The organism is Hydrogenophaga sp. GW823-FHT04C09, from assembly GCF_058796355.1.
In genome coordinates, this window is sequence record NZ_JBXAIO010000001.1 from 904,351 (window position 1) to 928,755 (window position 24,405).

A 24,405-nucleotide genomic window follows, 5' to 3' on the forward strand; every position below is an offset into this window, starting at 1 on the left:
CCGCAAGGATTCCCGAGCGCACGCGCGGGCGCATGAGGCGCTTGTCCCGTTTCTGCCGGCGCGGGGGCCGAAGCCTGGGACAGACGGCCCAGGCGGCGAGAGAATGGCGCATGCCCGCTGCCCAGCGCCCGCCCCCGAACCTGCGCCAGAGCCTGCGCTTCTGCACCGCGGCCGACGGCACGCGCATCGCCATCGCCTCGCTCGGCAGCGGGCCGCCCCTGCTGCGCGCCGCGCACTGGCTGAGCCACGTCGAGCACGACCTGCACAGCCCTGTGTGGCGGCCCTGGCTGGCCGAACTCGGGCGCGACCACCACTACATCCGCTACGACCAGCGCGGTTGCGGCCTGTCCGACAGCGTGGTGGCCGACTTCTCGCTCGACGCCTGGGTGGGCGACCTCGAAGCCGTGGTGGACAGCCTGGGCCTGCGCCGCTTTCCGCTGATCGGCATGTCGCAAGGCGGCGCGGTGGCCGTGGCCTACGCGGTGCGCCACCCCGACAAGGTCTCGCACCTGGTGCTGCACGGCGCCTACGCGCGCGGCGCGCTGCAACGCGCCACCAGCGACGCCGAGCGGCTCGAAGCCGAGACCCTGGTCAACCTGATCCGCCTGGGCTGGGGGCGCGACAACGCGGCCTTCCGCCAGGTGTTCACCAACCAGTTCATCCCCGGCGGCACACCAGCGCAGCACCAGTGGTGGAACGAGCTCGAACGCCTGACCGCCAGCCCCGAGAACGCCGCGCGCACGCTCGACGCCTTCCACCGCGTCGACGTGACCGAGCTGGCGCGCCAGCTGCAGGTGCCCACCCTGGTGCTGCACGCGCGGGGCGACGCGCGCGTGCCCTTCACCGAAGGGCTGCGGCTGGCGGCGCTGATCCCGGGCGCGCGTTTCGTGCCGCTGGAGAGCGACAACCACGTGCTGCTGGACACCGAGCCGGCGTGGGCCGGCTTCCTGCTCGAACTGCGCGGCTTCCTCGGCACCGCGCCGGCCGGCACCGATGAAGGCGTTGAAGACGCGGCGCTCACACCGGCCGAGCGCGAGGTGCTGCGCCTGGTGGCCCTGGGCCTGGACAACGCGGCCATCGCATTGCGCCTGAACAAGCGCGAGAAGACGGTGCGCAACCAGGTGTCGAGCATCTTCGACAAGCTGGGCGTGCGCACCCGCGCCGAGGCCATCGTGCACGTGCGCGACCGGGCGCCCTGAGCGCGCCCCGAAGGCGCCGGATGGCTAGAACGTGACCTTCACCGAAGGCGCGCTGCGCTTGGCTTCGCCGTGGTACACGGCCTCGATGTTGTTGCCGTCCGGGTCGATGACGAAAGCCGCGTAGTAGCCCGGGTGGTACTTGCGCTCGCCCGGTGCGCCGTGGTCCTTGCCACCGGCGGCCAGCGCGGCCTGGTGGAACGCATCGACCATGGCCCGGTCCTGCGCCTGGAAGGCCAGGTGGTGCCGGCCGGTGAGCTGGCCGTCCGCGGCCTCGCTGTCGGCGGTGGAGACGAACAGCTCGTCGGCCCAGAAGTAGTTGTCTCCCTTGCCGCTCATCGGCACCTTCAGCGCCTTGAAAACGGCTTCGTAAAAGGCCTGGCTGGCGGGCAGGTCCTTGACGACGAGCTGGATGTGGTCGATCAGGCGGCCTCGGTGCAGTTCCATGGTGCGCTCCTGTGCTTGAAAGGGTGAAACGGAGAGGACATGCTACCGGGGCCGCCCACTAAACTCTGTGCGATGGCTCGCGTAAAAATCTGCAAACCCTGTCTCTGGACCGCACTGGCCGGCATCGGTTTCCTGTGCATCTGGTATTTCAAGGTGCTGGCCCTGGGCTACTACTGGCTCAGCACCTCCATCAATGCGGCGCAATGGGAAGGTTCCTCCCTCTGGCTGCCGGGCTACCAGGTGGCGGTGGAAGGCGCTCCCATCGAAGGCCTGTCGCGCAACGCCTCGGGGCTCACCTTCAACTCGGAGACCGGCACCCTGTTCACGGTGATCAACCGCCCGCCACAGATCGCCGAGCTCACGACCGACGGGCGGCTGCTGCGCATCATCGAACTCGAGGGCGCGAAAGACCCCGAGGGCATCACCTACGTCCAGGGCGACACCTACGTGATCTCCGACGAGGACAGCCACAGCATGTACTGGGTGCAGATCGGGCCACAGACCTCGCGCGTCTCGGTCACCGGCAAGTCCAGCCTGGGCATCCGCATCGACAGCGTGCACAACAGCAGCTTCGAGGGAGTGTCCTGGGACAGCGTGCAGGACCGCCTGTTCGTGGTGAAGGAAAAGCTGCCCCTGCGCGTGCTGGTCATCAGCGGGCTGGACGTGTTCAATGCCTCCACCGGTTTCAACATCGACATCAGCGAATGGAAGTCGTCCAGCGCGGCCTCGCTGTTCATGAGCGACCTGTCGTCCCTCACCCTGCACGAACCCACCGGCCACCTGCTGCTGCTCAGCGACGAATCGGCCCTGGTGGTGGAGTACGCGCCCGACGGTCAGCCCATCAGCATGCTGCCGCTCTGGCGGGGGTTTAATGGGCTCCAGCGCAAGGTGCCCCAGCCCGAGGGCCTGGCCGTCGGCCCCGACAACGCGATCTACGTGCTGTCCGAACCCAACCTGTTCTACCGCTTCGAACGCACCCCAACCCCATCGGCCAGCCGCTAAGCTCGCCCATTACCGCCACCATCACCAAAGGAACACGCCATGGGCGCACAGTGGAAAGCCAAACACAAGGACCTCGCGGCGAACGCCAAGGGGCGGCTCTTCGGCAAGCTGGTCAAGGACATCGTGATCGCCGCCCGGCACGGCGCCGACCCGGCCTCCAACGCGCGGTTGCGGCTGGTGATGGATCAGGCGCGCAAGGTGTCCATGCCCAAGGACACGCTGGACCGCGCGATCAAGAAAGGCGCCGGCCTCACGGGCGAGGCCGTGCACTACGAACATGTGGTCTACGAAGGCTTCGCACCGCACCGCGTGCCGGTGATGGTGGAATGCCTCACCGACAACGTGAACCGCGCGGCCTCGGAAATGCGGGTGCTGTTCCGCAAGGGCCAACTGGGCAGCTCGGGCACGGTGGCCTGGGACTTCGACCACGTGGGCATGATCGAAGCCGAAGCCACCCGCAAGGACGCCGACCCCGAAGTGGCCGCCATCGAGGCCGGCGCGCAGGACTTCCACCCCGGCCACGACGAAGGCGTGACGGTGTTCCTGACCGACCCGACCGATCTGGACCTGGTGAGCCGCGCCTTGCCGGCGCAGGGCTTCACGGTGCTGTCGTCCAAGCTGGGCTACAAGCCGAAGAACCCGATCGACCCGGCCAGCCTGAGCGCCGAGCACCTGGAAGAGGTGGAGGCCTTCCTCGCCGCACTGGACGTGAACGAGGACGTGCAGAACGTCTTTGCCGGCCTGGGCGGTTGACCGACAATCTCCCCCATGAACGACGCAACCGCTTCCACCCCCAACCGCCCTCCCCTGCCCGACCACCTGTCCATCGACCCGCGCAGCCCGCACCACGTGGCCGCCGTGTTCGAACACGACATCGGCATCCGCTTCAACGGCAAGGAACGCTTCGACGTGACCGAGTACTGCATCAGCGCCGGCTGGGTGAAGGTGCCTTCGGGCAAGACCCTGGACCGCAAGGGCAACCCGCTGCTGATCCAGCTCAAGGGCACGGTGGAAGCCTTCTACAAATAGAGACGACTTGCCCTGAACCTGCGGCGCCCCTCGGGCTCGAACCGGTACCCATGCGACGCAGAACCCTTCTTCTCTCCCTTCCCCTGGCGCTCGGCGGCCCGGCCCTGGGCCTGGCGGCCGACACCGAAGACCGGCCCGAGCAGCCAGCGGGCTACCCGGTCTCGCTCGAGCAGATGCAACAGGCGGTGGCACAGCGCTTCCCCCGCCGCTACCCGGTGCAAGGCCTGCTCAACCTGGACCTGCAGACCCCGCGCCTGCGGCTGCTGCCCGAGCAGAACCGCCTGCGCGCCGAGATGGCCGTGGAGGCCGCCGGCCCGGCGCTCAACCGGGCACACCAAGGCCGTTTCGACGTGGAGTTCGGCCTGCGCTACGAAGCCAGCGACCGCACCCTGCGCGCCCACCAGCTGCGGCTGGCCCGGCTCGACTTCCCCACCCTGCAGCCCAAGGTGGTGGAGATGCTCAACACCTACGCGCCCGTGCTGGCGGACCAGTCGCTGCGTGAGGTGGTGCTGCACGAGCTGACCGCGAAAGACCTGGCGGCCGTGGACGCCATGGGCATGCAGCCCGGCCCCATCACCGTCACCCGCAATGGGCTGGTGGTCGGCCTGGTGCTCAAGCCGCTTTGAACTTCAACCGCGTGGGTGGTGCTGCGCCACGATGCTCTTGAGGCGCTCGCGGGCCACATGGGTGTAGATCGTGGTGGTGGAGATGTCGGCGTGGCCGAGCAGCATCTGCACCGCGCGCAGGTCGGCGCCGTGGTTGAGCAAATGGGTGGCAAAGGCGTGGCGCAGCGTGTGGGGCGACAGCGGCGAGGTGATGCCGGCCTGCAGCGCGTACTTCTTCACCAGGTGCCAGAACATCGCGCGCGTCATGGCCTCGCCCGCGCGCGAGCCGCGCGAGGTAACGAACAGGTCTTCGCTCTGCTGGCCGTGGAGGATCTCGCCGCGCGCCTGGCCCAGGTAGCGCTGCAACCATTGCCCGGCCAGCTGGCCGAAGGGCACCAGGCGCTCCTTGTTGCCCTTGCCGGTGATGCGCAGCACGTGCTCGTTCATGCCCACGTGCCAGGTCTTGAGCGTGACCAGCTCGCTCACGCGCAGGCCGCTGGCGTAGATGAGTTCGAGCATGCAGCGGTCGCGCAGACCCAGGGGCGTGCCCACGTCGGGCGCGTTCAGCAGCGCCTCCACCTGGGCCTCGGACATGGTCTTGGGCACGCGCAGCGGCTGGCGCGCCGGCACCAGGCGCAGCGTGGGATCGGCCTGGATGGCACGCTCGCGCAGCGCCCAGCGGAAATAGCGCTTGAACACCGTGAGCCGCCGGTTGGCGGTGGTGGCGCGGGTTTCGGCGTGGCGGTCGCTGAAGTAAGCGTTGAGGTCGGCCTCGCTGGTCTCGGGCAGGGTCTTGCCGCGCCCGGCCAGCCACTGGCCGAGCAGCACGAGGTCGCGCCGGTAGGCGTCGAGCGTGTTGCGCGAGAGGCCTTCCTCCAGCCAGAGACTGTCGATGAAGGCCCCGGCGATGCCTTCGCTGGCCGATGCCAGGGCCTGGTCCATCACTCCAGCTTGAGCTTCTGCTTGGCGACCACTTCCTTGTAGACCTCGAACTCGGCCTTGATCTGCGCGGTGAACTCGGCCGGCGTGTTGCCCACGACCAGCGAGCCGGTGTCCTCGATGCGCTTCTTCACGGCCGGGTCGGTCAGGGCCTGCTTGGTCGCGTTGTAGACCTTGTCCACCACCTCCTGCGGCAGGCCCTTCGGCCCGATCAGGCCGTAGTAGGCCATGCGGTTCACCGGCTCCAGGCCCACTTCCTTGAAGGTCGGCACATCGGGCAGCACGGCCAGGCGCTGCGGCGCGGCCACCACGATGGCCACCAGGCGACCCGACTTGATGAAGGGCAGTGCCGAGGGCAGGTTGTCGAAGATGATGGGCACGGTGCCGCCCACGGTGTCGTTGAGCGCCGGGCCCGCGCCGCGGTACGGAATGTGCGTGATGAAGGTGTTGGTCAGGCTCTTGAACAGCTCGGTCTGCAGGTGGCCGATGCCGCCGGTGCCCGAGCTGGAGTAGCTGTACTTGCCGGGGTTCTTCTTGAGTTCGGCGACGAAGGACTTGTAGTCCTTGGCCGGGAAGCTGGGGTGCACCGCGATCACGTTGGGCGTGGCGGCGATGTTGATGATGGGCGTGAAGTCCGTGAGCGTGTTGTACGGGATCTTGTCGTTGATCGCCGGGTTGGCGGCGGTGGTGGACACCGTGGCCATGCCCAGGATGTAGCCGTCGGCGGGCGTGCGGGCCAGCTCGGTGGCACCGACCACCCCACCGCCACCGGCCTTGTTCTCGACCACCATGCTCTGGCCCAGGGCCTTGCCCAGGGACTCGGACATGACGCGCGCGATGATGTCCGTCGTGCCGCCCGGTGCGAAGGGCACTTGCAACTTGATGATCTTGTTGGGGTAGGCCTGTGCCCAGGCGCTGCCTGCCACGGCCACCGAGGCGGTGGCCAGACCGATCGCAACCATCTGACGACGAGAAACCATGACGTGTACTCCTTGACGTTGAAACATCGAAAAATTCCAGGGTGGTGCCCATGCTAACCGCCCGGTCCACCCTGACCAGCCCCGCACTTTAGACGGGGTGGCCCGAAGTGAACATGGGGAGACTACATACGTATTAACCCGGAAACGGCACCGGCCTGCGGCTATGCTCTGGCGGTGAATTTCGCCCAGCTTCTCTTCCCCGATTTCTCGCTGATTCTTTGCGGGTACCTCGTCTGCCGCTTCACCGCGCTCAACCGCAAGGTGTGGGAGCAGGTCGAGAGCCTGGTGTATTACTTCCTGTTCCCGGTCCTGCTGTTCCACTCGATCGTGAAGAGCCCGCTGGACCTGGGCGCGGCCTCCAGCCTGATGGGCGCGGGCATCACCATGGGCCTGCTGGGTATCGCGCTGAGTTATTCGCTGCCGCACTGGCCCTGGCTGGGCCCGAAGCTGGACGTGCGGCTGCACGCCGCGAGCGCGCAGGTGGGTTTCCGTTTCAATTCCTTCATTGCCCTGGCCCTGGCCGACAAGGTGGCCGGCCCGCAGGGGCTGCTGATGATCGCGGTGCTGATCGGTGTGTGTGTGCCGCTGTTCAACGTGGGCGCGGTCTGGCCGATGGCGCGCCACGCGAACAAGGGTTTTGGGCGCGAGCTGCTGCGCAATCCGCTGATCATCGGCACGGTCTCTGGCCTGGTCGCGAACCTGTTGGGCTTCTCGATTCCGTTCTGGCTGGAGCCGACGGTGAACCGCATCGGCCAGGCGTCGCTGGCCTTGGGCCTGCTGGCGGCGGGCGCGGGCATGCAGTTCGGCATGCTGGCCTCGGCCAAGCTGTTGGGTGGGCTGGTGCTGGCCTGCAAGCACCTGGGCATGCCCTTGCTGGCTTTTGGTCTGGCGAAGCTGTTCCGCCTGGACCCGACGCAGACGACCGTGTTGCTGATGTTCTCCGCGGTGCCGACCGCGTCGAGCTGTTATGTGCTGGCGGCGCGCATGGGCTACAACGGGCCCTATGTGGCGGGGTTGGTCACGTTGTCCACTTTGTTGGGCATCGTGAGTCTTCCCTTTGCTTTGGGGGTGTTGGGGGGGATGCCTTAGTTTTCTCACCTCCTTGGTCTGCTGGGCCCCAGGGGCGGGCGATCGGCTCCGCGAATGTCCCCCGGCGGCTGGTGCCGCCTCCTCCTTTACTTCGCTGCGCCAATCACCCACCCCTGGGGCCTTGCCACCATGCAGGCATACAACCGTTTGATGCGCCAGCATCGCTTCGGATCGACCACCCGGGCGTTCTGCGCAGCGGGGTAAAGGAGGAGAACCGGCGAAGCCGGTTCGGGGGACACCCGCGGAGCAGAGCGCCCGGGTGGTCGATCCCGCGAGACAGAAAAGCGAAAGGCTCAGTACCCCAAAAGGTTCTGCCGCACATGCAGCAGATGCGCCAAGGTCAACTCACGCGCCCGCACCGCATCCCGATCCCGCAGCGCCCCCACGATCGCGCGGTGCTCGGCCTGATAGGCCAACCGGCGCTCCGAAGTCACGCTCTTCTTCTTGAGCTGCCCCCAGTCCCCCTGCGCCCGCACCGTCTTCATCAACGTGAACACATTCGCCACGAAACTGTTGTGCGCCGCGTCCGCGATCGCCTGGTGCAACTCCGCGTCCCAGTGCTCGAAAGCCTCCAGCGTATCGGCCGCCTCCGCGTTGACACAGCAAGCCTCCATGCGCTGCAAATCCGCCTGGTTCGCGTTGCGGATCGCCATGTCGATGATCGCCGGCTCCATCGCCAGCCGCGCCTCCATCAGCTCCGCCGGGCTCGTGTGCTGCGACGAGTCCTGCTGCACCCGCTGCCCCAGGCGCGCGCCCACCTGCTCGGCCACATAGGTGCCACTGCCCACGGTCTGCTCGATCAGGCCCTGCTGCTTCAGATCCAGCAAGGCCTTGCGCACCGTGGTGCGGCTCACGCCGAACCGCTCCGAGAGCTCGCGCTCGGTCGGCAGCCGGTCACCCGCGCGCCAATGGCCCGAACGCAGCTGGTCCAGGATCGATTCGCGCAAAGGCGTTGACATGCTCATGGGTGACGAATGTACCAAAACAGACCAATCAGGCAACACCATACCAATTAGGTGATTTCCCCAGGTCCAAAACCGCTCTCATCGCCTACCATCATGGTTCTGGTACCAATTGGTATTTTTTGGTATCTCATCTGGATTTTCAACAAGGAGTTTGCGTGCGCCTCGCCACTTTCGTTCACCAGGGCCAACGCCAGGTCGGCCTCGTCTCGGCCGACGGCCAGACCGTCACCCCCCTCGCCCTGAACCCCGCCGATGCCCAGCGCGGCGTGCTGCCGCTGATCGAGGCCGCGGCCGCTGGCCAACCCCTGCCCGCCACCACCGGCGCGGCGCTGAAGCTGGCCGACGTGACGCTCGACGCCCCGCTGCCCCTGCCCCGCCGCAACCTCTGGTGCGTGGGCCGCAACTACCACGAGCACGCCAAGGAACTGCAGGGCTCGGTGTTCAAGAACAACAACGCCAACCCCGCCGTCTGGCCCATCGTCTTCACCAAGGTGCCCGAATGCGTGATCGCCGACGGCGCCGACGTGGTGCTGCCCGGCGACGACATCTCGCCCCAGATCGACTACGAGGCCGAGCTGGCCGTGGTCATCGGCACCGGCGGCAAGAACATCGCCAAGGCCGACGCCATGAAGCACATCTACGGCTACACCATCGTCAACGACGTGACCGCGCGCGACGTGCAGATGCGCCACCAGCAGTGGGACATGGGCAAGAGCTTCGACACCTTCTGCCCCATGGGCCCGTGGATCGTCACGGCCGACGAGCTCGACGGCCAGCACACGCGCGTGCGCTGCTGGGTCAACGGCGAGCAGCGCCAGGACGGCCGCACCGAAGACCTGATCTTCGACATCCCCACGCTGATCGAGACCATCTCGCGCGGCATCACGCTCTACCCCGGCGACGTGATCGCCACCGGCACACCGGCCGGCGTGGGCCTGGGCATGACGCCGCCCACCTTCCTGAAAAGCGGCGACGTGGTGCGCATCGAGATCGACGGCATCGGCACGCTGCAGAACCGCTTCGTCTGAGCCCCCGCGCTTTCACCGACCGACAACAACAGGAGACAAGAATGAACCGAACCGCACTCCGGCTGTGCAGCCTCGCACTGGCGCTGGCCGCCACCGTGGGCCTGGCCCAGGCCCAGGACGCCTACCCCAGCAAACCCGTGACCATGGTCGTGCCCTTCCCGCCCGGCGGCGTGGCCGACGTGGTGGGCCGCCCGGTGGCCGAGGCCATGGCGCGCCACCTCAACCAGTCGGTGGTGGTGGTCAACCGCGCCGGCGCGGGCGGCGGCATCGGCATGGCGCAGGTGGCCAAGGCCGCGCCCGATGGCTACAACGTGTTGATGGCGCTGTCCTCCATCGTGGTGCTGCCCGAGGCCGACAAGATCCTCGGCCGCGCCCCGATGTTCGAACTCTCGCAATTGATCCCCGTGGCACGCATGACGGCCGACCCCACGGTGCTGGTGGTGCGCGCCGACAGCCCCTGGAAGACGTACGCCGAGTTCATCGCGCACGCCAAGGCCAACCCGGGCCGCATCACCTTCGGTTCATCGGGCAACTACGGCACCATGCACGTGCCCATGGAGCAGCTCAAGGCGGCCACCGGCAGCTACATGCTGCACGTGCCCTACACCGGGGCGGGCCCGGCCATCCTGGGCATGCTCAGCGGCCAGGTCGACGCCGTGGCCACCGGCCCCGCCAGCGCGGTGGGCCAGATCAAGGCCGGCAAGCTGCGCGCGCTCGCGCACTGGGGCGAGGGCCGCCTGGCCCTGCTGCCCGATGTGCCGAGCTTCCGGGAGCTCGGCGTGCCCATCAACTACTCGCAGTGGGCGGGCATCTTCGTGCCGGCCGGCACGCCGCCTGCGGTGGTGAACAAGCTGCGCGAGGCCGCGCGCATGGCCGCGCAGGACCCGAAGACGGTCCAGGTGATGACCACCGCCGGCACCTCGTTCCAGTTCCAGGACGCGGCGGACTTCGACAAGTTCGTGCAGAGCGACGCCAAGGCCATGGCGGCCGTGGTGCAGAAGATCGGCAAGGTGGACTGAGGCCAGGGCCTAGGCCTTGGCCTCGCACAGGGCGCGCAGGGCCTCCAGCGCCTTGGGCCACGCGGCCTCCATCATGGGCACGTAGTCCTCCAGCATGTCCTGCGTGATGGTGAGCTGCGTGCCGCCACCCACGGCCTCGAAGCGGTAGTTCTCGTGGGCCGGGGCCCACGAGGTCACGGCCTCGCTGGTGGTGTCGTCCTTGCCGTTGGCCACGAAGCCCAGGTGCCGGATCGAGATGAACTCGTGCAACTGGTTGCGCTCGATGGTGGCCACCATGCCTTCGCCGCTGGGCGAGAGAAAGCGGATGGTGGCGCCCTCGTCCCACGAGCCTTCGTAGTACGAGCCTTCCATGAAGGGGCGCGTCCATTCGCGGTAGCTGGCCGGGTCGAGCATGGTGTTCCACACCAGCTCGCGCGGGGCCTTGATGGTGGTGGTGAAGGTCATTTGCTGCATGGGGACTCTCCTGGTGGGGAAGAACGGGCCCCGCGCAGGCGCGCGTCAGCGCGCGGCGGTGCCCAACACGAGGTCGATGCGCCGCTGCAGGCGCGCCGCCTCCTCCGATGCGCCTGCGGCCTGGGCGCGTTGCAATTGCAGGCCGAGCCAGGCCCCGAGGGGCCGGCGCCAGCCCTGCGCCGAGGCGGTGTCCACCGCCTGCGTGAGCACGGCCGGTGTGGCGCGGTCGCTGCGCAGCAGCACGCCAGCGGCCACCAGCCGCGACAAGGGGTCTTTCACCGCGGCCAGGGCCGCGTCGGGCGAGCCAGCGCTCAGGAGCGCGCGCTGCGCCTCGGGCAGCAGGGCGGCGTCGGCCGGCATGGCGGTGCCCGCGAGGTAGCGCGCGTAGGCCTGCTCGGCCGGTGCCGCGTCCTGCGCGAGCGCCTCGAAACCGGTGCAGGGCTCGAACACCAGCGCGGCCACGCGCGTGGCGCAGCGCAGCAGCTCGGCACGCGCCAGCAGATCGGGCCGGCCGGTGCTGGTGAGTTCGCGCCGCACGCGCGCGAACTCCGCCGACTCGATGGCCGAGTCACCGCGCAACCAGGCCTCGGCCGCGCGCTCGGTGCCGTCCTTGGCATTCAACTGCCATTCGGGTACGGGCGGCTTGCTGCCGCAACCGGTCAGGGTCACCACGGCGCACGCCATCAGAATGGTTTGCAGCTTCATGGCAGCTTGATTTCTGTGTCCTTCGAGAAAGGCCACTTGCGGTTGATGTCGTTGATCATCGAGTCCACCTTGCGCAGACTGGCTTCGACCTCACCGCGCAGGTAGCCCAGGTCGCTGGTGGCCTCGCGCGTGTTGCCGGCGATGCCCTGCACCTCCACCAGCACCGCGTCCACCTTCTTGAGGCTGGTGCGCGTCTCGGCCAGCAGGCCGTTGAGCTGCTGCACCGTCGCGCGCGCGTCGCCCACCAGGCCGGCCTCGCCGGGCGCGGCTCCCTGGCCGAACACCTGGCGGTCCGCATTGGCGGCCAGGCTGTCCAGCCGCCGGGCCAGCGAGTCGGCGCGCAGCAGCAAGGCATTGGTGCGGTCGATGGTGGCGACGAGCTTCTTCGCGTCCTCGTCGTTGCCCATCAGCACGCCCAGGCCGCCGTGCGGCCCCTGGAGGCGCTCGGTGGCCACTTTCACGCCACCCAGGGTGCCGGCCACCGCGCCATCGCTGGCCGTGAGCGCGGCGAGGTTGTCGAGCACATCGCGCATGCTGGCGGCCAGCTTGGGAATCTCGGCCGCGGTGTCGCCGCGCAGCACGGTGCGCTCGGCGCCGTCGGGCAAGGCGGGGTCTTCGAGCACGCCGCTGTAGGCGCGGATGCGCGTGCCGCCCACCAGGCCCCGCTCCATGGTGAAGATGCTGGAGGTGCGCAGCCATTTCGCGTCCTTGCGCGGCACGTCGATGAGGATGCGCGCGTTGCCGTCGTCGCCCAGCTCGATGCGCGCCACGCGGCCGATGGCGAAGCCGGCGAAGGTCATGTCCATGCCCACGACCACGCCCTCGGAGTCGTCGGAGATCAGCACCAGGCGCTGCGTGGGTTCGAGCACGCCGCGTGCGAACAGGATGTAGGCCGCCGAGCCCACCAGCAGCACGGCCATGAGCATCAGCAGCAGCCCGGCCTTGAATTCCAGGTTCTTCACCGGCGGGGCTTCGGGCGGCGGTGGCGGAGGGGGCGTGGGGTTCATGGTGTCAATAGTAGTTGCCGACCAGCGACACCACCTCGATCAGCAGCACGACCGAGAACAGGCGGGCGAACTCGCTCATGTCGCTGCGCCGGCTGTAGCGGCCGTCGCGGTCGGCCTGCGCCGCCCCGGCCAGCGGCACCACGGCCACCGCGAGGCTGAAGAACACGGTCTTGAGGCCGAAGATCAGCGTGACCGCCGGCGAGAACACACCGCCCACGGCGCGCGTGTAGCCCGGCAGGCCCCAGGGCGAGAAGCCGTAGACCGTGAGGTAGGTCAGCACCAGCGCCACCACCGAGCTCAGGCCCGCGAGCAGCAGCACCGAGAACATGCTGCCCAGCGCGCGCGGCAGCAGCTGGTTGGCCAGCAGCGACTGCCGCTCGGGCAGGCTGCCCTCGCGCTGCTGCAGCGCCAGCTGCTTGCGCACCTCCTGCGCGCCCGGCATGGCGTAACGCACCGCCACGAACATGGCCACGTAGAGCGGGATGAGTTCGAGCACCAGCGTGCGCACCAGCACCTCCAGCGCGTACTGAGACAGGCCATAGCTGTAGGCCGTGGCCACCACGATGCGGATCAGCACCAGGCTCACCAGCGCCGAGAGCACCAGGAACCAGGTGAGCAAAGGCGCGGTGGCGCGGTACAGGCTGCCGAGCACCGCCTGGCGGTGCGTGGGCGCGCGGTAGCTGGCCGGCGACAGCGCCAGCACCAGGATCTGCGCGCCCACGAACAGGGTGTGCCACCAGGCGTTCCAGCTCGCGCGCAGGCCCCGGCCCCAGCGGCCCAGGGTGTCGTGTGCGGCGTTCACGGGATTCATGGGGCCATGATAGCCGTGGGTCTTCGCCACAGCGGGGGCGCGGCCACCGGCAAATGTGACAGCATGCAGCCGCTGCAACGGTCAGAATCCGTTGGCGCCCTTTCCGCCGACAGGAGACAACCATGACCGCTTCCGTGCACCCCGTGGTCCGCCGCCAGACCATCGCCGACGCCCTGCGCCGCACCGCGCAGCGACTGCCCGCCAAGTCCGCCGTCGTCTGCGGCGACACGCAGTGGACCTACGCCGAGTTCGACGCCCTGGTCAGCCGCCTGGCCGCGGGCCTGGCGCGCATCGGCGTGGCCCAGGGCGACAAGGTGGCCGTGCTGGCGCGCAACTCGCACGGCTTTGCCGCGCTGCGCTTCGCGCTGGCCCGCCGGGGCGCGGTGATGGTGCCGATCAACTTCATGCTCAAGGCCGACGAGGTGGCCTACATCCTGCGCCACGCGGGCGCGCGCACCCTGGCCACCGACAGTGGCCTGGCCGAGCTGGCGCGCGCGGCGGCGGCGCTGGAGACGCAGGTCCAGCAGTACCTCTGGCTGCCCTCGGAAGACCCGAGCGAGCCAGTGGCCGGCATGCACCGCTTCGACGAACTCGCGGCCTGCACCGACCCGCTGCCCGAGGTCACGCTGGGCAGCCACGACCTGGCGCAGATCGTCTACACCAGCGGTACCGAGTCGACGCCCAAGGGCGCCATGCTCACGCACGACGCGGTGCTGTGGCAGTACGTGAGCTGCGTGATCAACGCCGAGATCGCCGAAGACGACCACGCCCTGCACGCGCTGCCGCTCTACCACTGCGCACAGCTCGATGTGTTCTTCGGCCCGGCGGTCTACATCGGCAGCAGCAACGTGATCACGGCCAAGCCGGTGCCCGACCACCTGATCGCGCTGATCGAGAAGTACCGCATCACCAGCTTCTTCGCGCCACCCACGGTGTGGATCGCGCTGCTGCGCTCGCCGCTGTTCGACGCGGCCAAGCTCCAGAGCCTGGCCAAGGGCTACTACGGCGCGTCCATCATGCCGGTGGAGGTGCTCAAGGAACTGGCCTCGCGCCTGCCTTCGGTGCGGCTGTGGAACCTGTACGGCCAGACCGAGATCGCGCCGCTGGCGACCATGCTCGGCCCGGACGACCAGCTGCGCAAGCCCGGCTCCTGCGGCAAGGCCGTGATCAACGTGGAAACGCGCGTGGTCACGGACGACATGCGCGACGTGGCGGTGGGCGAGGTCGGCGAGATCGTGCACCGCTCGCCCCACCTCATGCTGGGCTACTTCAACGACCCCGAGCGCACGCGCAGCGCGTTCGACGGCGACTGGTTCCACAGCGGCGACCTCGCGATGATCGACGACGAGGGCTACATCACCGTGGTGGACCGCAAGAAGGACATGATCAAGACCGGCGGCGAGAACGTGGCCAGCCGCGAGGTGGAGGAAATGGTCTACCGCCTGCCGGCCGTGAGCGAGGTGGCGGTGATCGGCCTGCCCGACCCGAAGTGGGTGGAAGCCGTGACGGCGGTGATCGTGGTCAAGGCCGGGCAGGCGCTCACCGAGGCCGAGGTGATCGCGCACTGCAACCAGCACATGGCGGCCTTCAAGAGCCCGAAGCGCGTGGTGTTCAGCGACAGCCTGCCCAAGAACCCGAGCGGCAAGCTGCTCAAGCGCGAGCTGCGCCAGCGCTACACGGGCTGAGGAATGGTTTGCGGCCAACAAAGAGAACGGGGGCGACCCTGGACGGCGGCGTGCCCGGAGACATTTCGATGAACGATTTCACTGTCGTAAAGGAAGGAACGTGGTTGTACGACGGCAGCATGCCGACAGGCGTCCGTACTGTTGGTTGGACCAAGTTCTGAGGTCCGGGCGATTTCCCTGGATGACAACACGCATCGCCGCCACGATCTGTCCGCCATTTCCCAGAAAAATGTCCCAACCAAGCCAAGCAGGTCACATCTTCCTTGAAATAAACGGTGCGAGCAGACCAGTCAAGTCACATACATGGTAATTTCAATACCACTTGCAGCAAGAAAAAACCAGGGCTTCCATGTTCATTCTTCCCGCCATTTGGCGGTGACTGTCATTGGGATGTCGGACAGGTGTCGGAGCTGATCTGGGAATAGGCGCGCGCGACAATCTCGTACACGCATCCGCTCTTGCTCCGCTTAGTTGAATTCAACGCCTTAACAGAGGGTCAACAATGACAGTCGACAGCATCGCTCGCTCCGTTGCCAAGTTCATACCCTCAGCCATGCCGGTGTTGAAAGCAGGCTATCGCGCCAGCGAGCGCATGCTCAGTTCACTTGGGGAGACTTGGCCATCGATCGTGCGAGCGCGGACCGAAAGAATCACCATAGCCATCACGGCCCATTGCAACTTGCGGTGCAAGGGCTGTAGATATGGCCGGGACTTTATGCCAGGAGCGCAGCTCCCACTGAAAATCGTCGAGCAGTTGCTGGAAGATGCGGCCGCCGCCAAGGTCCCCGCTGTCCGCCTCTATGGAGGCGAACCGTTGCTCCACCCCGATGTGGTCAAAATGGTCGAGACCGCCACCCGTCTCGGCGTTGGCTGCTACATCACGACCAATGCACTCACATTGGACAAGCGAATCAAGGAGCTGCACGCTGCAGGCCTGCGCAAAATCACGGTGGGCTACTACGGGGAAGGCAGTGCGTTTGACGAGTATGTCCAACGCCCTGGACGCTTCGAACGTCTGATCGAAAGTCTTGAAAACACACGAAAGATGTTTGGGCCAGACGAGCTGGAGATTCAGTTCAACTTCCTGCTCAGCCGCCGCTCAGCAAGCATTGAGTCCGTAGACGAGATTGTCCGATTTGCAGACCGCTTCAAGGGCCGCATTCACATCGATATCGTTCATTACTCGCTACCCTATTTCCAGGAAGGTGAGGACCGTGAGCTTCAGTTCACGCCCAGTGACGAGGTTGCGCTTGAGCAAGTTACCCGTCATCTGCTCACGCTAAAGGCCACTCGTCCTGAGTTGCTGACCGAATCCGCGGTTGCCATTGCATCTCTGGCGGATTGGGCGCTGAAGCAGGAACAAATGCGAATTCCTTGCGATGCACGCAAGCTGCTCTGGGTTGGTGCAGACGGCAGCGTCATGCTCTGCTACGTGACCTTTCCCCTTGGCAATCTGCACGAGAAGCGGCTCAGCGAGATCATCTACTCGAAAGCTCACCATGAGGCTGCGCAGGACGCCTTCAAACTCAACTGTCCCAATTGCCACTGTGAAGCCGCCTCGAGAATAGAAAAGCACGCGCCGAGCTATCGCAAGTATGCGGGTGAGGCGCGCAGTCGGCTCGGTGCTGGCGGATGAGGGCGCCCACAAGGCGGAACGTGAAAACGACCCAAGACCCGTCATGATCCGCGTCGCTCACCTGCTCCCGACCATGGAGATCGGCGGGCGTGAGCGGATCGTCTCGGACCTGTGCCGCACCGGGCCCAGCCTGGGCATCGATCCGGTCCTGATCACCTACGATCCGCCGACCGAGGGCTACTCGCTGATCGATGCGCCCGGTGTACCGGTCATCGGTCTGGATCGCCGTGATTCGGCCTTTCCCGATCGGTTGCGCACGATTCTAGAAAGGCAAAAAATCCATGTGTTGCATGCACAGGGACACATATCAGCTGCACTGGCCGCGGGATCGCTAGGCCATGTGCCGATGTTGGCCACCATGCACATCGCGCTCGGCTCGGGCTGGCGTTGGCTGGTTCCCATCATTCGGGGGCTTCGCGCCGCTGAGCGCCTGACTGCAGTGTCAGAGGATCTCGCTCGTCGCTACGGGTACCTTGCCCGGCGCCAGATCGAGGTGATTCCGACCGGCGTTGATCTAGGGCACTTTTCGCCTTCACCCAGATGCCGAGACACGAGCACGCCCTTCACCGTTGGCGTTGCAGCCAGGCTCCATCCAGTAAAGCGTCTGGACGATGCTGTCGCTGCGATGCGGGTTTTGAAAGGACGCGGCCTGAGTTGCCGATTGGTCATCGCAGGGGAGGGACCTTGCCGCAGGCATATCGAGACACTCGCCGTTGGCCTGGACGTTGAACTGCGAGGTGCTGTCATGGACATGCCAGAATTTCTGCGCAGCCTCGATGTGTTCCTTCTACCGTCGGACCATGAGGGCACCCCAGCTGCTTTGCTCGAAGCAATGGCTATCGGGTTGCCTTGCATCGCAACACGAGTCGGCGGCATGCCCGCATTGCTCGGTAGCGCGGGTGTGCTCGTCCCTCGTCGCGACCCGCATGCGATCGCCGATGAGGTCCAGCACTTGCTTGGCAACCCTGGTCGGCGTCTGGATCTTGGAAAGGCGGCGGCGCAGCGCGCGATGTCTCATTCCATGACGTACCAGGCGCGGGCCTACGCAGACCTCTACGCTCTGATTTGCGCATGTGGCTCCAACCCGCGAGCTATGCGTCAGCGCGACGCCTGAGGAAGCGCGGGCGGGTGTCGACGCGCTGATCAAGAACGCACGCAAGCTGCCGCAGGAGCGCCACAAGTCGCTGCCTGGGATCGAGACACCGAGTGCACGCTCACAAGCAGTTCACGGTGGCCACGGACATTCCGGTCTACTTCTGCGATCCGCAAAGCCCATGGCAACGGGAGAGCAACGAGGCAAGAGCAGCAGCGCCGTTCGCTCAACCGACCAGCGTTTCGTGGTGCCCGACGGCGCCGCGCTTCCAGTAGGCGGAGGCGCGCACGCGGCCCTTGTCCAGGCCATGCCCGTCCACCAGCGCCTGCCGCACGGCCGCGATGCTGGCGGCTTCGCCACCGGCCCAGGCAAAACCTTCACCGGCGGGCAGCTTCAATGCGGCCACCGCCTTCGCGAGCGCGTCGGTGGCGCCGGTCTGAATCCAGTGCGTCTGCAGGCGCGCGCGGCTGCTGAAGGTGCGGCGGTCGGCCGCGTCGCCGGTCTCGATCACGGTGATGGCCTGGGCCGTCTCAGGCAACTCCTCCAGGCGCCGCGCGATCGCGGGCACGGCGGACTCGTCGCCCACCAGCAGGTGCCAGTCGAAGCCCGTGGGCACCACGAAGGAGCCCCGGGGCCCGCCCAGGCCGACATCGTCGCCCGGCTGGGCCGTTTCGGCCCAGCGCGAGGCCACGCCGTCGCCGTGCAGCACGAACTCGATGTCCAGCGTGCCGGCGGCGCGGTCGAACTGGCGCGGCGTGTAGTCGCGCATCACCGGTTTTTCGACGCCCGGCGGCAGAGCCAGGCCGTCGGGGCCGGGCTGGGGCAGCACCAGCGGCTGGCCGGGCTGGGCCGGCAACATGAGCTTGGCGTGGTCGTCGAACGAGGCGCTGACGAAATCGCGCAGGGCCTCACTGAAAAAACGGATGCGAAGGAAGTGCGGGCTGACCGCGTCGATGCGCTGCACCGTCAGGCGGCGCGCCTTGATCTCGTGGCGCACGCGCTCCACGGCCAGGGGGTTGGGAATGCTTGTGTTCATGGTTCTACTTGGTTGATAATGACAACCATCATGCCTTGATTGGATGACACTGTCAACAACATGGACAACCCACGATGACAAGAAATGTGAACACCGATGTGCTGGACCGCCTGCACAGCCTCATGCACGGCCTGCGGCGCCACCTGCAGGAGGCCATGCGCCACGACGGCGAGGGCCTGGGCCCCATGGAGGCGCGCTGCCTGGGTTACTTCATGCGCCACGACGGCGCCACGCAGAGCGACCTGGTGCAGCACTCGGGCCGCGACAAGGCGCAGATCGCGCGCATCGTCAAAGCCCTGCACGAGCGCGGCCTGCTGCACAGCCGCCCCGACCCCGACGACGGCCGCAGCCAGCGCGTGGGCGTGACCGCCGAAGGCCAGGCGCTGCAGCGCAAGATGCAGCAGCACCGCGTGCGCTTCGAGAAGACCATGATGGCCGGCCTCACCGACCACGAGCGCACCACCCTGCTCGCCCTGCTCGACCGCCTGGAGGAGAACGTGGGCGAGGCCTGAGCCCCTGGCTCAATGGGTGGCGGTGCGGCCTTGCGCCATCGCCCAGGCCACGTGCTCTCGCACCAGTTCGCTGGGGTGTTCGGCCCGGGCCTGCAGCGCGCGCCGCACGCCGTCGTCGGGTCCGGCGCGCAGCGCGTTGCCGAGCGAGACCGCGATGTTGCGCAGCCAGCGCTCGTGCCCGATGCGCCGGATGGGGCTTCCCTCGGTGCGGCGCAGGAACTCCGGCTCGCTCCAGGCGAACAACTCCACCAGCGTGGCACCGCTCAGGCCCTCGCGCGCGTCGAAGTCGGGCAAGGGGCTGCGCCGGGCGAACTTGTTCCAGGGGCAGATCAGCTGACAGTCGTCGCAGCCGTAGATGCGGTTGCCGATCAAGGGGCGCAGGGCCTCGGGAATCGGGCCGGCGTGTTCGATGGTCAGGTAACTGATGCAACGGCGTGCGTCCAGCCGGTGCGGTGCGGTGATGGCCTGGGTGGGGCAGATGTCGATGCAGGCACTGCAGGCGCCGCAGTGCGCGCTGATCGGCTCGGTGGGCGGCAGGGGCAGGTCGGTGTAGATCTCGCCCAGGAAGAACATCGAGCCGGCTTCGCGGTGCAACAGCAGCGTGTGCTTGCCGCGCCAGCCCTGGCCGCTGCGCTGCGCGAGCTCGGCCTCGAGCACCGGCGCCGAGTCGGTGAACACGCGGTGGCCCAGCGGCCCGGCGGCGGCCTGGATGCGCTCGGTCAGGGTCTGCAGCCGGTTGCGCAGCACCTTGTGGTAGTCGCGCCCCCGGGCATAGACCGACACGATGGCCTCGCCCGGGCGCTGCAGGCGCTGCAATTCCTGGGCCTGCCAGTCCTCGGGCGTGCCACGCGGCAGGTAGTCCATGCGCGCGGTGATCACGCTCAGCGTGCCCGGCACCAGCTCCGCCGGGCGGGCACGCTTCATGCCATGCGCGGCCATATAGGCCATGTCACCGTGCCATCCAGCCGACAACCAGGCCTGCAAACCCGGTTCCGCGGCCGACAAATCCACACCGGCCACGCCAATTTGGGAAAATGCAAGCTCCTGGCCCCAGGCCTGTATCTGCGAGACGAGTTGAGCGGCATCAAAAGCGAACTTCATGGAAAGCCGATTGTAGGAACCGCACCGGTTTCTGCGGGCCTTGTGCCCCCTGTCGAACGCTGGCAGGGCCAGTGGGCCACCGAAGAAGACACCCAGGCCTTCGCGCGCCGCCTCGCCACCACCCCGGCCATCGCCCACGCCACGCTGACCCTGCAGGGCGACCTGGGCGCGGGCAAGACCACGCTGGTGCGCCACCTGCTGCGCGCGCTGGGCGTGCGCGGTCGCATCAAGAGCCCCACCTACGCGGTGGTCGAGCCGCACAGCGCGATCGACTGCGCGGTGATGCCCGAGGGCGAGCCGCTGCAGATCTGGCACTTCGACTTCTACCGCTTCAACGACCCGCGCGAATGGGAAGACGCGGGCTTCCGCGAACTTTTCGCCAGCCCCGGCCTCAAGCTGGTGGAATGGCCCGAGCGCGCCGGCGAGTTTCTGCCGGTGGTCGATCTCCAGATCGACATTCAACCCGACGACATGACCACACCGCAAGCCCCCACCGACCCGGACCAGGACACCCAGCGCACCGTGCACGCCACGGCGCTCACCGCCACCGGCCGCCGGTTGCTGGAGGCCTTGGCATGAGCGAAGCGCCGGGCCGTTCCCAAGCAAGCTCGCACCGCAGCCCGCAGGGCGAAGGTCTTCCAATGAGCGGCAACCTCAGCCGCCGCACCCTGCTGCGCACCGGCTCGCTGGTGCTGCTGCTGGGCGCGCAGCAGATCGCGCGCGGCGCCAGCGTAGTGGCCGTGCGCATCTGGCCGGCCGAGGACTACACGCGCGTGACCATCGAGTCCGACGGCGTGCTGCAGGCCAAACAGTTCTTCGTGACCGACCCGCCCCGGCTGGCGGTGGACATCGAAGGCATCGACCTGCTGCCCGGCCTGCGCGAGCTGGTGGGCAAGCTCAAGTCGGACGACCCCAACATCGCCGGCATCCGCGCCGCGCAGAACGCGCCCAACGTGGTGCGCCTGGTGATCGACCTCAAGAAGCCGATCAAGCCGCAGGTGTTCAACCTGGAGCCCGTGGCGGCCTACCAGCACCGCCTGGTGTTCGACCTCTACCCGCTCAACCCGCCCGACCCGCTGGAGCAACTGATCGCCCAGCGCATGAAGGACATGGACGCGGCCAGCGAACGCGCCGCGCGCCTGCTGGGCCTGGAAGCCGACAAGGTCACCAAGCCGGCCACCCCGGCCGACGACCCGCTGGGCGAGCTGATCGCGGGCCGCGAGCGGCCCAAGGCCCCGGCCAACCCCGACCAGGGCCCGCCGCTGCCGGCGGCCAAGCCGCCAGGCGGCAGCGACGACACCGCCGTGGCCGGTGCCAACCCCAAGGGCAGCCCGGCCAAGCAGCCGCCCGGCGGCAAGGGCAAGACCGAGCGCCTCATCATCATCGCGCTCGACCCCGGCCATGGCGGCGAAGACCCGGGTGCCATCGGCCCCAACGGCACGCAGGAAAAACGCGTGGTGCTGCAGATCGCGCACAAGCTGCGCGAGCGCATCAACGAGACCCGCGTCAACGGCAACCCCATGCGCGCCTTCATGACGCGCGACAAGGACTTCTTCGTGCCGCTGCAGGTGCGCGTGCAGAAGGCCCAGCGCGTGCAGGCCGACCTGTTCATCAGCATCCACGCCGATGCCTTCCTCACGCCCCGGCCCCAGGGCGCCAGCGTGTACGCGCTGAGCACGCGCGGCGCCAGCAGCTCGGCCGCGAAGTGGATGGCCGACAAGGAGAACGCGGCCGATCTGGTGGGTGGCCTGAACACGAAAACGGCCGACGCGCACGTGCGCCGCGCCCTGCTCGACATGAGCACCACGGCCCAGATCAACGACAGCCTGAAACTCGGCACGGCCATGCTGGGCCACGTCAAGCGCATCGGCAAGCTGCACAAGCCCCAGGTGGAGCAGGCCAACTTCGCCGTGCTGCGCGCGCCCGACATCCCCAGCGTGCTGGTGGAGACGGCCTTCATCAGCAACCCCGATGAAGAAAAGCGCCTGAACGACCCGAAGTACCAGGACGACCTCGCCGACGCGCTCGTGCGCGGCATCGTCGCCTACTTCTCGAAGAACCCGCCGCTGGCGCGCAACCGCCAGATCTAGACCGGGTAAATCAGCGAGTTCAGCACCATCTCGCTGTCGTACACGCAGAGCCGGCTTTTCAGCTTCAGCCCGGCATCGGTCTGCACGAAGTCGTCGATGTAACGACCCACCTGGTACACCTCGCTCACACCGCCGGGTTTGGTGCGGAACACCGCGTAGTTCGCCTCGGCGCGGATCGGATCGTCCACCGTGCCTGTGCCCGCGTGGGTCACTCGCGCCGGGCTCACCACGTGGCGCGTGTAGTACGGGCCGTGGTAGATGGTCTGGCTGGTGCCGTAGATGCGGTCGCGCATCATGCCCTGGCTCTCCAGCGCGATCAGCGCCAGCGGAAGCTTGCGGTCGAAGTTCTCGCGCGCCTGCACCTTGTAGCGCGCGTCTTCCACGAAGCACTCGGGCCATTCGCCGAAGCGTCGCTCGTCGAGCGAGGCCGCATAGGCCGCGTTGAAACGGTCGATGGCGTGGTGCAGCAGCAGGCTCTGCAGATCGGTGTCAATCACAGCATTCATGGATAGGTTTGTTCGGAGACAGGGGACTGGTGACCAGAGGTGCCGCGGAACCGGCTTTGCCGGGCCGCCAGCACCGCCCCCTTGAGGGGGTCGAGCGAAGCTCGGCGGGGGTGTTTCACTAGACCCCCATCGCTTTCTTCCAGTAGGCGTACATCGAACGAATCAAGGTCTCGGTGACCATGTGCTCGGTGGGCGGCTGACCCACGTCGTCCTCGCGGCCACCCAGTTCCACCAGCGTGGCGCCCTCTTCGCCCCACTGTTCGAAGCCGTCCTGGCTGAACTCGATCACTTCGCCGTCGTCGGCGCTCACGAAACCGGCCGGGCCGAACAGGTTGGCCTGGCGCAGGCGGCGTTGGGTCATCTCCTCCGTGTCGTCGGTGAAGCCGAAGTGCGTCCACACGAAATCGAACTCGCCCGCGCCCCGCGGCACGATGTGGCGGGTGGACAGCGAGTTCACCTGCTGCTGGATGATGAGGCTGGGGAACAGCGTGATCATGGTCACCGTGGGCGTGATGGTCGCGCCCGGGTGGGACGGGTCGTCCACCGTCCACCAGGGTTCGGGCACCACGTCGAGCAGGCGCGTGTCGTTGAGGGCCATGTCGGCCTTGAAGCTGGTCACGCCTTCGGTCACCGTCTTGTTCGCGCCGCCGTCGTTGCGGCGCGAGATCATCACGGCGTGGCGGCCTTGCGCGTCCATCACCATGCGGCTTTTCTGGTCGGCGCGCCACAGGCCGAAGGTGACGAACCAGGTGTGCAGCAGGCCCGGATGGTACGGGTCCTTGATGTTCTCCATCATGAGCTTCCAGTTGCCCGGAATGCGCTGGCGGTTGTAGCCCAGCAGCTTGAGTTCGCGGCCTTGGAAGATGCGGTCGAGCCAGGGCATGACCTGCGGGCCGATGTACTGCTCGAAGGGTTCGGCCTCTTCGCTGAAGGTGGCGAACACCAGGCCGTGCAGCACGGCCACGCGCAGCTTGGTCAGGCCGTTCTTGCCGAGGTCGAAATCGGCCGGCATGCCGCCGTTGACGCACTCGCCGTCCTTCACCCCGTCCTTGAACGGCAGGCCGGCCAGGTCGCCGTTGAGCTTGTAGGTCCACTGGTGGTAGGGGCAGACGAAGCTGCGCGCGTTGCCGGTCTGGCCGTCCATCGGCGACTGGCAGAAGCGCACGCCCCGGTGCGCGCAGCGGTTCTCCACCACGCGGATGCCGTGGTCGGTGGCGCGCTCCTTGGGCGCGACGCGGTCGCGCACCATGATCACCTGGCGCTCGCCGATCCAGCTCAGCCTGTAGTCGCCAGTGTTGGGGATTTCGATCGCCAGGCCCACGTAGCTCCAGTGCGGGCCGTAGAAGAGGCGCTCGAGTTCGCGCTGGTACAGCGTGGGGTCGGTGTAGGCCCAGAAGGGCACCCGGCTGGTGCCGGGTTCGCGCCAGCGCGACAGGGTTTGCGGTGCGTTCATGTCTCCTCGCGTGCGGGA

Annotated in this window: 26 protein-coding genes and 1 pseudogene; 15 read left to right on the top strand and 12 right to left on the bottom strand. The window is 67.4% G+C overall.

The genetic code is table 11. The features are described 5' to 3' along the window. Nucleotides 1–110: 110 nt before the first annotated feature. Nucleotides 111–1,199, top strand: coding sequence for an alpha/beta fold hydrolase (locus AC1Q9M_RS04235; protein ID WP_492432564.1), 1,089 nt, complete (start codon nt 111–113; stop codon nt 1,197–1,199). A gap of 24 nt (nt 1,200–1,223) precedes the next feature. On the opposite strand, the gene AC1Q9M_RS04240 is transcribed toward AC1Q9M_RS04235, so the two are convergent. Beyond that, a complete protein-coding gene (locus tag AC1Q9M_RS04240) occupies nt 1,224–1,643 on the bottom strand; it encodes a VOC family protein (protein ID WP_444688618.1) in 420 nt (139 codons plus the stop codon). Between the two features lie 72 nt (nt 1,644–1,715). Between AC1Q9M_RS04240 and AC1Q9M_RS04245 the strand changes: the two genes are divergently transcribed. From AC1Q9M_RS04245 to AC1Q9M_RS04260, 4 genes are read left to right on the top strand one after another with little or no spacing between them, the layout of a single operon-like run. Beyond that, nucleotides 1,716–2,645, top strand: coding sequence for an SdiA-regulated domain-containing protein (locus AC1Q9M_RS04245; protein ID WP_492432566.1), 930 nt, complete (start codon nt 1,716–1,718; stop codon nt 2,643–2,645). A gap of 39 nt (nt 2,646–2,684) precedes the next feature. Then, a complete protein-coding gene (locus tag AC1Q9M_RS04250; protein WP_492432568.1) occupies nt 2,685–3,398 on the top strand; it encodes a YebC/PmpR family DNA-binding transcriptional regulator in 714 nt (237 codons plus the stop codon). 15 nt (nt 3,399–3,413) lie between these two features. Continuing rightward, entirely contained in the window at nt 3,414–3,674 is a 261-nt protein-coding gene (locus tag AC1Q9M_RS04255; RefSeq protein WP_291113155.1) for a DUF3297 family protein, read from the top strand. 50 nt (nt 3,675–3,724) lie between these two features. Beyond that, nucleotides 3,725–4,300, top strand: a complete 576-nt coding sequence (locus AC1Q9M_RS04260; protein WP_444688616.1) for a DUF1439 domain-containing protein — start codon at nt 3,725–3,727, stop codon at nt 4,298–4,300. 3 nt (nt 4,301–4,303) lie between these two features. Here the strand turns inward: AC1Q9M_RS04260 and xerD are convergent, their stop codons facing one another. Continuing rightward, nucleotides 4,304–5,221, bottom strand: a complete 918-nt coding sequence (gene xerD, locus AC1Q9M_RS04265; RefSeq protein WP_382159326.1) for a site-specific tyrosine recombinase XerD — start codon at nt 5,219–5,221, stop codon at nt 4,304–4,306. After that, the gene (locus tag AC1Q9M_RS04270; RefSeq protein ID WP_444688615.1) at nt 5,221–6,198 is read right to left on the bottom strand and encodes a tripartite tricarboxylate transporter substrate binding protein BugE; all 978 of its coding nucleotides are present in this window, start codon (nt 6,196–6,198) and stop codon (nt 5,221–5,223) included. The genes xerD and AC1Q9M_RS04270 overlap by 1 nt, the downstream gene beginning before the upstream one ends. A 174-nt stretch (nt 6,199–6,372) precedes the next feature. On the opposite strand from AC1Q9M_RS04270, the gene AC1Q9M_RS04275 reads away from it, so the two are divergent. Beyond that, complete coding sequence (locus AC1Q9M_RS04275; protein ID WP_492432571.1) at nt 6,373–7,287, top strand: AEC family transporter; 915 nt, start codon at nt 6,373–6,375, stop codon at nt 7,285–7,287. A gap of 293 nt (nt 7,288–7,580) precedes the next feature. On the opposite strand, the gene AC1Q9M_RS04280 is transcribed toward AC1Q9M_RS04275, so the two are convergent. Beyond that, on the bottom strand, nt 7,581–8,252 hold the full coding sequence (locus AC1Q9M_RS04280; RefSeq protein WP_492432573.1) for a FadR/GntR family transcriptional regulator: 672 nt from the start codon (nt 8,250–8,252) through the stop codon (nt 7,581–7,583). Nucleotides 8,253–8,407: 155 nt separating this feature from the next. On the opposite strand from AC1Q9M_RS04280, the gene AC1Q9M_RS04285 reads away from it, so the two are divergent. Beyond that, nucleotides 8,408–9,280 (top strand): fumarylacetoacetate hydrolase family protein, encoded by an 873-nt coding sequence (locus AC1Q9M_RS04285; protein WP_492432575.1) that lies wholly within the window; start codon nt 8,408–8,410, stop codon nt 9,278–9,280. Between the two features lie 41 nt (nt 9,281–9,321). Further along, nucleotides 9,322–10,299: a tripartite tricarboxylate transporter substrate binding protein gene (locus tag AC1Q9M_RS04290; protein ID WP_382323838.1), complete on the top strand. Its 978-nt coding sequence runs from the start codon at nt 9,322–9,324 to the stop codon at nt 10,297–10,299. Between the two features lie 9 nt (nt 10,300–10,308). Here AC1Q9M_RS04290 and AC1Q9M_RS04295 read toward each other — a convergent pair whose 3' ends face one another. From AC1Q9M_RS04295 to AC1Q9M_RS04310, 4 genes are read right to left on the bottom strand one after another with little or no spacing between them, the layout of a single operon-like run. Continuing rightward, nucleotides 10,309–10,752 carry an SRPBCC family protein gene (locus tag AC1Q9M_RS04295; RefSeq protein ID WP_444688611.1) on the bottom strand — a complete coding sequence of 148 codons (444 nt, stop codon included), beginning with the start codon at nt 10,750–10,752 and terminating at the stop codon, nt 10,309–10,311. A 45-nt stretch (nt 10,753–10,797) separates the two neighbouring features. Continuing rightward, entirely contained in the window at nt 10,798–11,457 is a 660-nt protein-coding gene (locus AC1Q9M_RS04300; RefSeq protein ID WP_492432578.1) for a hypothetical protein, read from the bottom strand. Then, entirely contained in the window at nt 11,454–12,464 is a 1,011-nt protein-coding gene (locus tag AC1Q9M_RS04305; RefSeq protein ID WP_444688610.1) for an MlaD family protein, read from the bottom strand. Before AC1Q9M_RS04305 ends, AC1Q9M_RS04300 begins: the two co-directional genes overlap by 4 nt. Nucleotides 12,465–12,468: 4 nt before the next feature. Next, on the bottom strand, nt 12,469–13,275 hold the full coding sequence (locus tag AC1Q9M_RS04310; RefSeq protein WP_444688609.1) for an MlaE family ABC transporter permease: 807 nt from the start codon (nt 13,273–13,275) through the stop codon (nt 12,469–12,471). Between the two features lie 122 nt (nt 13,276–13,397). On the opposite strand from AC1Q9M_RS04310, the gene AC1Q9M_RS04315 reads away from it, so the two are divergent. From AC1Q9M_RS04315 to AC1Q9M_RS04330, 4 genes and pseudogenes are all read left to right on the top strand, one after another. Further along, complete coding sequence (locus AC1Q9M_RS04315; protein WP_382323833.1) at nt 13,398–14,960, top strand: acyl-CoA synthetase; 1,563 nt, start codon at nt 13,398–13,400, stop codon at nt 14,958–14,960. Nucleotides 14,961–15,462: 502 nt separating this feature from the next. Continuing rightward, nucleotides 15,463–16,596, top strand: a complete 1,134-nt coding sequence (locus AC1Q9M_RS04320; protein WP_382323832.1) for a radical SAM protein — start codon at nt 15,463–15,465, stop codon at nt 16,594–16,596. Nucleotides 16,597–16,639: 43 nt separating this feature from the next. Continuing rightward, nucleotides 16,640–17,710 (top strand): glycosyltransferase, encoded by a 1,071-nt coding sequence (locus AC1Q9M_RS04325; protein WP_444688606.1) that lies wholly within the window; start codon nt 16,640–16,642, stop codon nt 17,708–17,710. A 16-nt stretch (nt 17,711–17,726) separates the two neighbouring features. After that, nucleotides 17,727–17,892, top strand: a pseudogene (locus AC1Q9M_RS04330) (IS30 family transposase); the annotation flags it as partial. Between the two features lie 23 nt (nt 17,893–17,915). On the opposite strand, the gene AC1Q9M_RS04335 reads toward AC1Q9M_RS04330, so the two are convergent. Beyond that, on the bottom strand, nt 17,916–18,725 hold the full coding sequence (locus AC1Q9M_RS04335; RefSeq protein WP_492432581.1) for a siderophore-interacting protein: 810 nt from the start codon (nt 18,723–18,725) through the stop codon (nt 17,916–17,918). 74 nt (nt 18,726–18,799) lie between these two features. On the opposite strand from AC1Q9M_RS04335, the gene AC1Q9M_RS04340 reads away from it, so the two are divergent. Further along, nucleotides 18,800–19,237, top strand: coding sequence for a MarR family winged helix-turn-helix transcriptional regulator (locus AC1Q9M_RS04340; RefSeq protein WP_444688604.1), 438 nt, complete (start codon nt 18,800–18,802; stop codon nt 19,235–19,237). A gap of 9 nt (nt 19,238–19,246) precedes the next feature. Here AC1Q9M_RS04340 and queG read toward each other — a convergent pair whose 3' ends face one another. Next, on the bottom strand, nt 19,247–20,338 hold the full coding sequence (queG, locus tag AC1Q9M_RS04345) for a tRNA epoxyqueuosine(34) reductase QueG (RefSeq protein ID WP_444688603.1): 1,092 nt from the start codon (nt 20,336–20,338) through the stop codon (nt 19,247–19,249). 42 nt (nt 20,339–20,380) lie between these two features. Between queG and tsaE the strand changes: the two genes are divergently transcribed. Both tsaE and AC1Q9M_RS04355 read left to right on the top strand, forming a co-directional pair. Next, the gene (tsaE, locus tag AC1Q9M_RS04350) at nt 20,381–20,917 is read left to right on the top strand and encodes a tRNA (adenosine(37)-N6)-threonylcarbamoyltransferase complex ATPase subunit type 1 TsaE (RefSeq protein WP_444688602.1); all 537 of its coding nucleotides are present in this window, start codon (nt 20,381–20,383) and stop codon (nt 20,915–20,917) included. Between the two features lie 62 nt (nt 20,918–20,979). Beyond that, nucleotides 20,980–22,428, top strand: coding sequence for an N-acetylmuramoyl-L-alanine amidase (locus AC1Q9M_RS04355; protein ID WP_382323826.1), 1,449 nt, complete (start codon nt 20,980–20,982; stop codon nt 22,426–22,428). Here the strand turns inward: AC1Q9M_RS04355 and AC1Q9M_RS04360 are convergent. Both AC1Q9M_RS04360 and AC1Q9M_RS04365 read right to left on the bottom strand, forming a co-directional pair. Beyond that, on the bottom strand, nt 22,425–22,934 hold the full coding sequence (locus AC1Q9M_RS04360) for an aromatic-ring-hydroxylating dioxygenase subunit beta (RefSeq protein ID WP_492432584.1): 510 nt from the start codon (nt 22,932–22,934) through the stop codon (nt 22,425–22,427). The two genes, AC1Q9M_RS04355 and AC1Q9M_RS04360, sit on opposite strands and share 4 nt — an antisense overlap. 118 nt (nt 22,935–23,052) lie before the next feature. After that, on the bottom strand, nt 23,053–24,387 hold the full coding sequence (locus AC1Q9M_RS04365; RefSeq protein WP_382159360.1) for an aromatic ring-hydroxylating dioxygenase subunit alpha: 1,335 nt from the start codon (nt 24,385–24,387) through the stop codon (nt 23,053–23,055). Nucleotides 24,388–24,405: the final 18 nt, after the last annotated feature.

Excerpts from the sequence above, each read along its gene's own strand:
- AC1Q9M_RS04300 (WP_492432578.1), bottom strand. The coding sequence starts at position 11,457 with ATGAAGCTGCAAACCATTCTGATGGCGTGCGCCGTGGTGACCCTGACC.
- AC1Q9M_RS04255 (WP_291113155.1), top strand. The coding sequence starts at position 3,414 with ATGAACGACGCAACCGCTTCCACCCCCAACCGCCCTCCCCTGCCCGAC.
- AC1Q9M_RS04295 (WP_444688611.1), bottom strand. The coding sequence starts at position 10,752 with ATGCAGCAAATGACCTTCACCACCACCATCAAGGCCCCGCGCGAGCTG.
- AC1Q9M_RS04260 (WP_444688616.1), top strand. The coding sequence starts at position 3,725 with ATGCGACGCAGAACCCTTCTTCTCTCCCTTCCCCTGGCGCTCGGCGGC.
- AC1Q9M_RS04240 (WP_444688618.1), bottom strand. The coding sequence starts at position 1,643 with ATGGAACTGCACCGAGGCCGCCTGATCGACCACATCCAGCTCGTCGTC.
- AC1Q9M_RS04365 (WP_382159360.1), bottom strand. The coding sequence starts at position 24,387 with ATGAACGCACCGCAAACCCTGTCGCGCTGGCGCGAACCCGGCACCAGC.
- AC1Q9M_RS04325 (WP_444688606.1), top strand. The coding sequence starts at position 16,640 with ATGATCCGCGTCGCTCACCTGCTCCCGACCATGGAGATCGGCGGGCGT.
- AC1Q9M_RS04320 (WP_382323832.1), top strand. The coding sequence starts at position 15,463 with ATGACAGTCGACAGCATCGCTCGCTCCGTTGCCAAGTTCATACCCTCA.
- AC1Q9M_RS04245 (WP_492432566.1), top strand. The coding sequence starts at position 1,716 with ATGGCTCGCGTAAAAATCTGCAAACCCTGTCTCTGGACCGCACTGGCC.
- AC1Q9M_RS04280 (WP_492432573.1), bottom strand. The coding sequence starts at position 8,252 with ATGAGCATGTCAACGCCTTTGCGCGAATCGATCCTGGACCAGCTGCGT.
- AC1Q9M_RS04310 (WP_444688609.1), bottom strand. The coding sequence starts at position 13,275 with ATGAATCCCGTGAACGCCGCACACGACACCCTGGGCCGCTGGGGCCGG.
- AC1Q9M_RS04355 (WP_382323826.1), top strand. The coding sequence starts at position 20,980 with ATGAGCGGCAACCTCAGCCGCCGCACCCTGCTGCGCACCGGCTCGCTG.
- AC1Q9M_RS04235 (WP_492432564.1), top strand. The coding sequence starts at position 111 with ATGCCCGCTGCCCAGCGCCCGCCCCCGAACCTGCGCCAGAGCCTGCGC.
- AC1Q9M_RS04315 (WP_382323833.1), top strand. The coding sequence starts at position 13,398 with ATGACCGCTTCCGTGCACCCCGTGGTCCGCCGCCAGACCATCGCCGAC.
- AC1Q9M_RS04360 (WP_492432584.1), bottom strand. The coding sequence starts at position 22,934 with ATGAATGCTGTGATTGACACCGATCTGCAGAGCCTGCTGCTGCACCAC.
- AC1Q9M_RS04250 (WP_492432568.1), top strand. The coding sequence starts at position 2,685 with ATGGGCGCACAGTGGAAAGCCAAACACAAGGACCTCGCGGCGAACGCC.
- AC1Q9M_RS04340 (WP_444688604.1), top strand. The coding sequence starts at position 18,800 with ATGACAAGAAATGTGAACACCGATGTGCTGGACCGCCTGCACAGCCTC.
- AC1Q9M_RS04305 (WP_444688610.1), bottom strand. The coding sequence starts at position 12,464 with ATGAACCCCACGCCCCCTCCGCCACCGCCGCCCGAAGCCCCGCCGGTG.
- AC1Q9M_RS04270 (WP_444688615.1), bottom strand. The coding sequence starts at position 6,198 with ATGGTTTCTCGTCGTCAGATGGTTGCGATCGGTCTGGCCACCGCCTCG.
- queG (WP_444688603.1), bottom strand. The coding sequence starts at position 20,338 with ATGAAGTTCGCTTTTGATGCCGCTCAACTCGTCTCGCAGATACAGGCC.
- AC1Q9M_RS04335 (WP_492432581.1), bottom strand. The coding sequence starts at position 18,725 with ATGAACACAAGCATTCCCAACCCCCTGGCCGTGGAGCGCGTGCGCCAC.
- xerD (WP_382159326.1), bottom strand. The coding sequence starts at position 5,221 with ATGGACCAGGCCCTGGCATCGGCCAGCGAAGGCATCGCCGGGGCCTTC.
- AC1Q9M_RS04290 (WP_382323838.1), top strand. The coding sequence starts at position 9,322 with ATGAACCGAACCGCACTCCGGCTGTGCAGCCTCGCACTGGCGCTGGCC.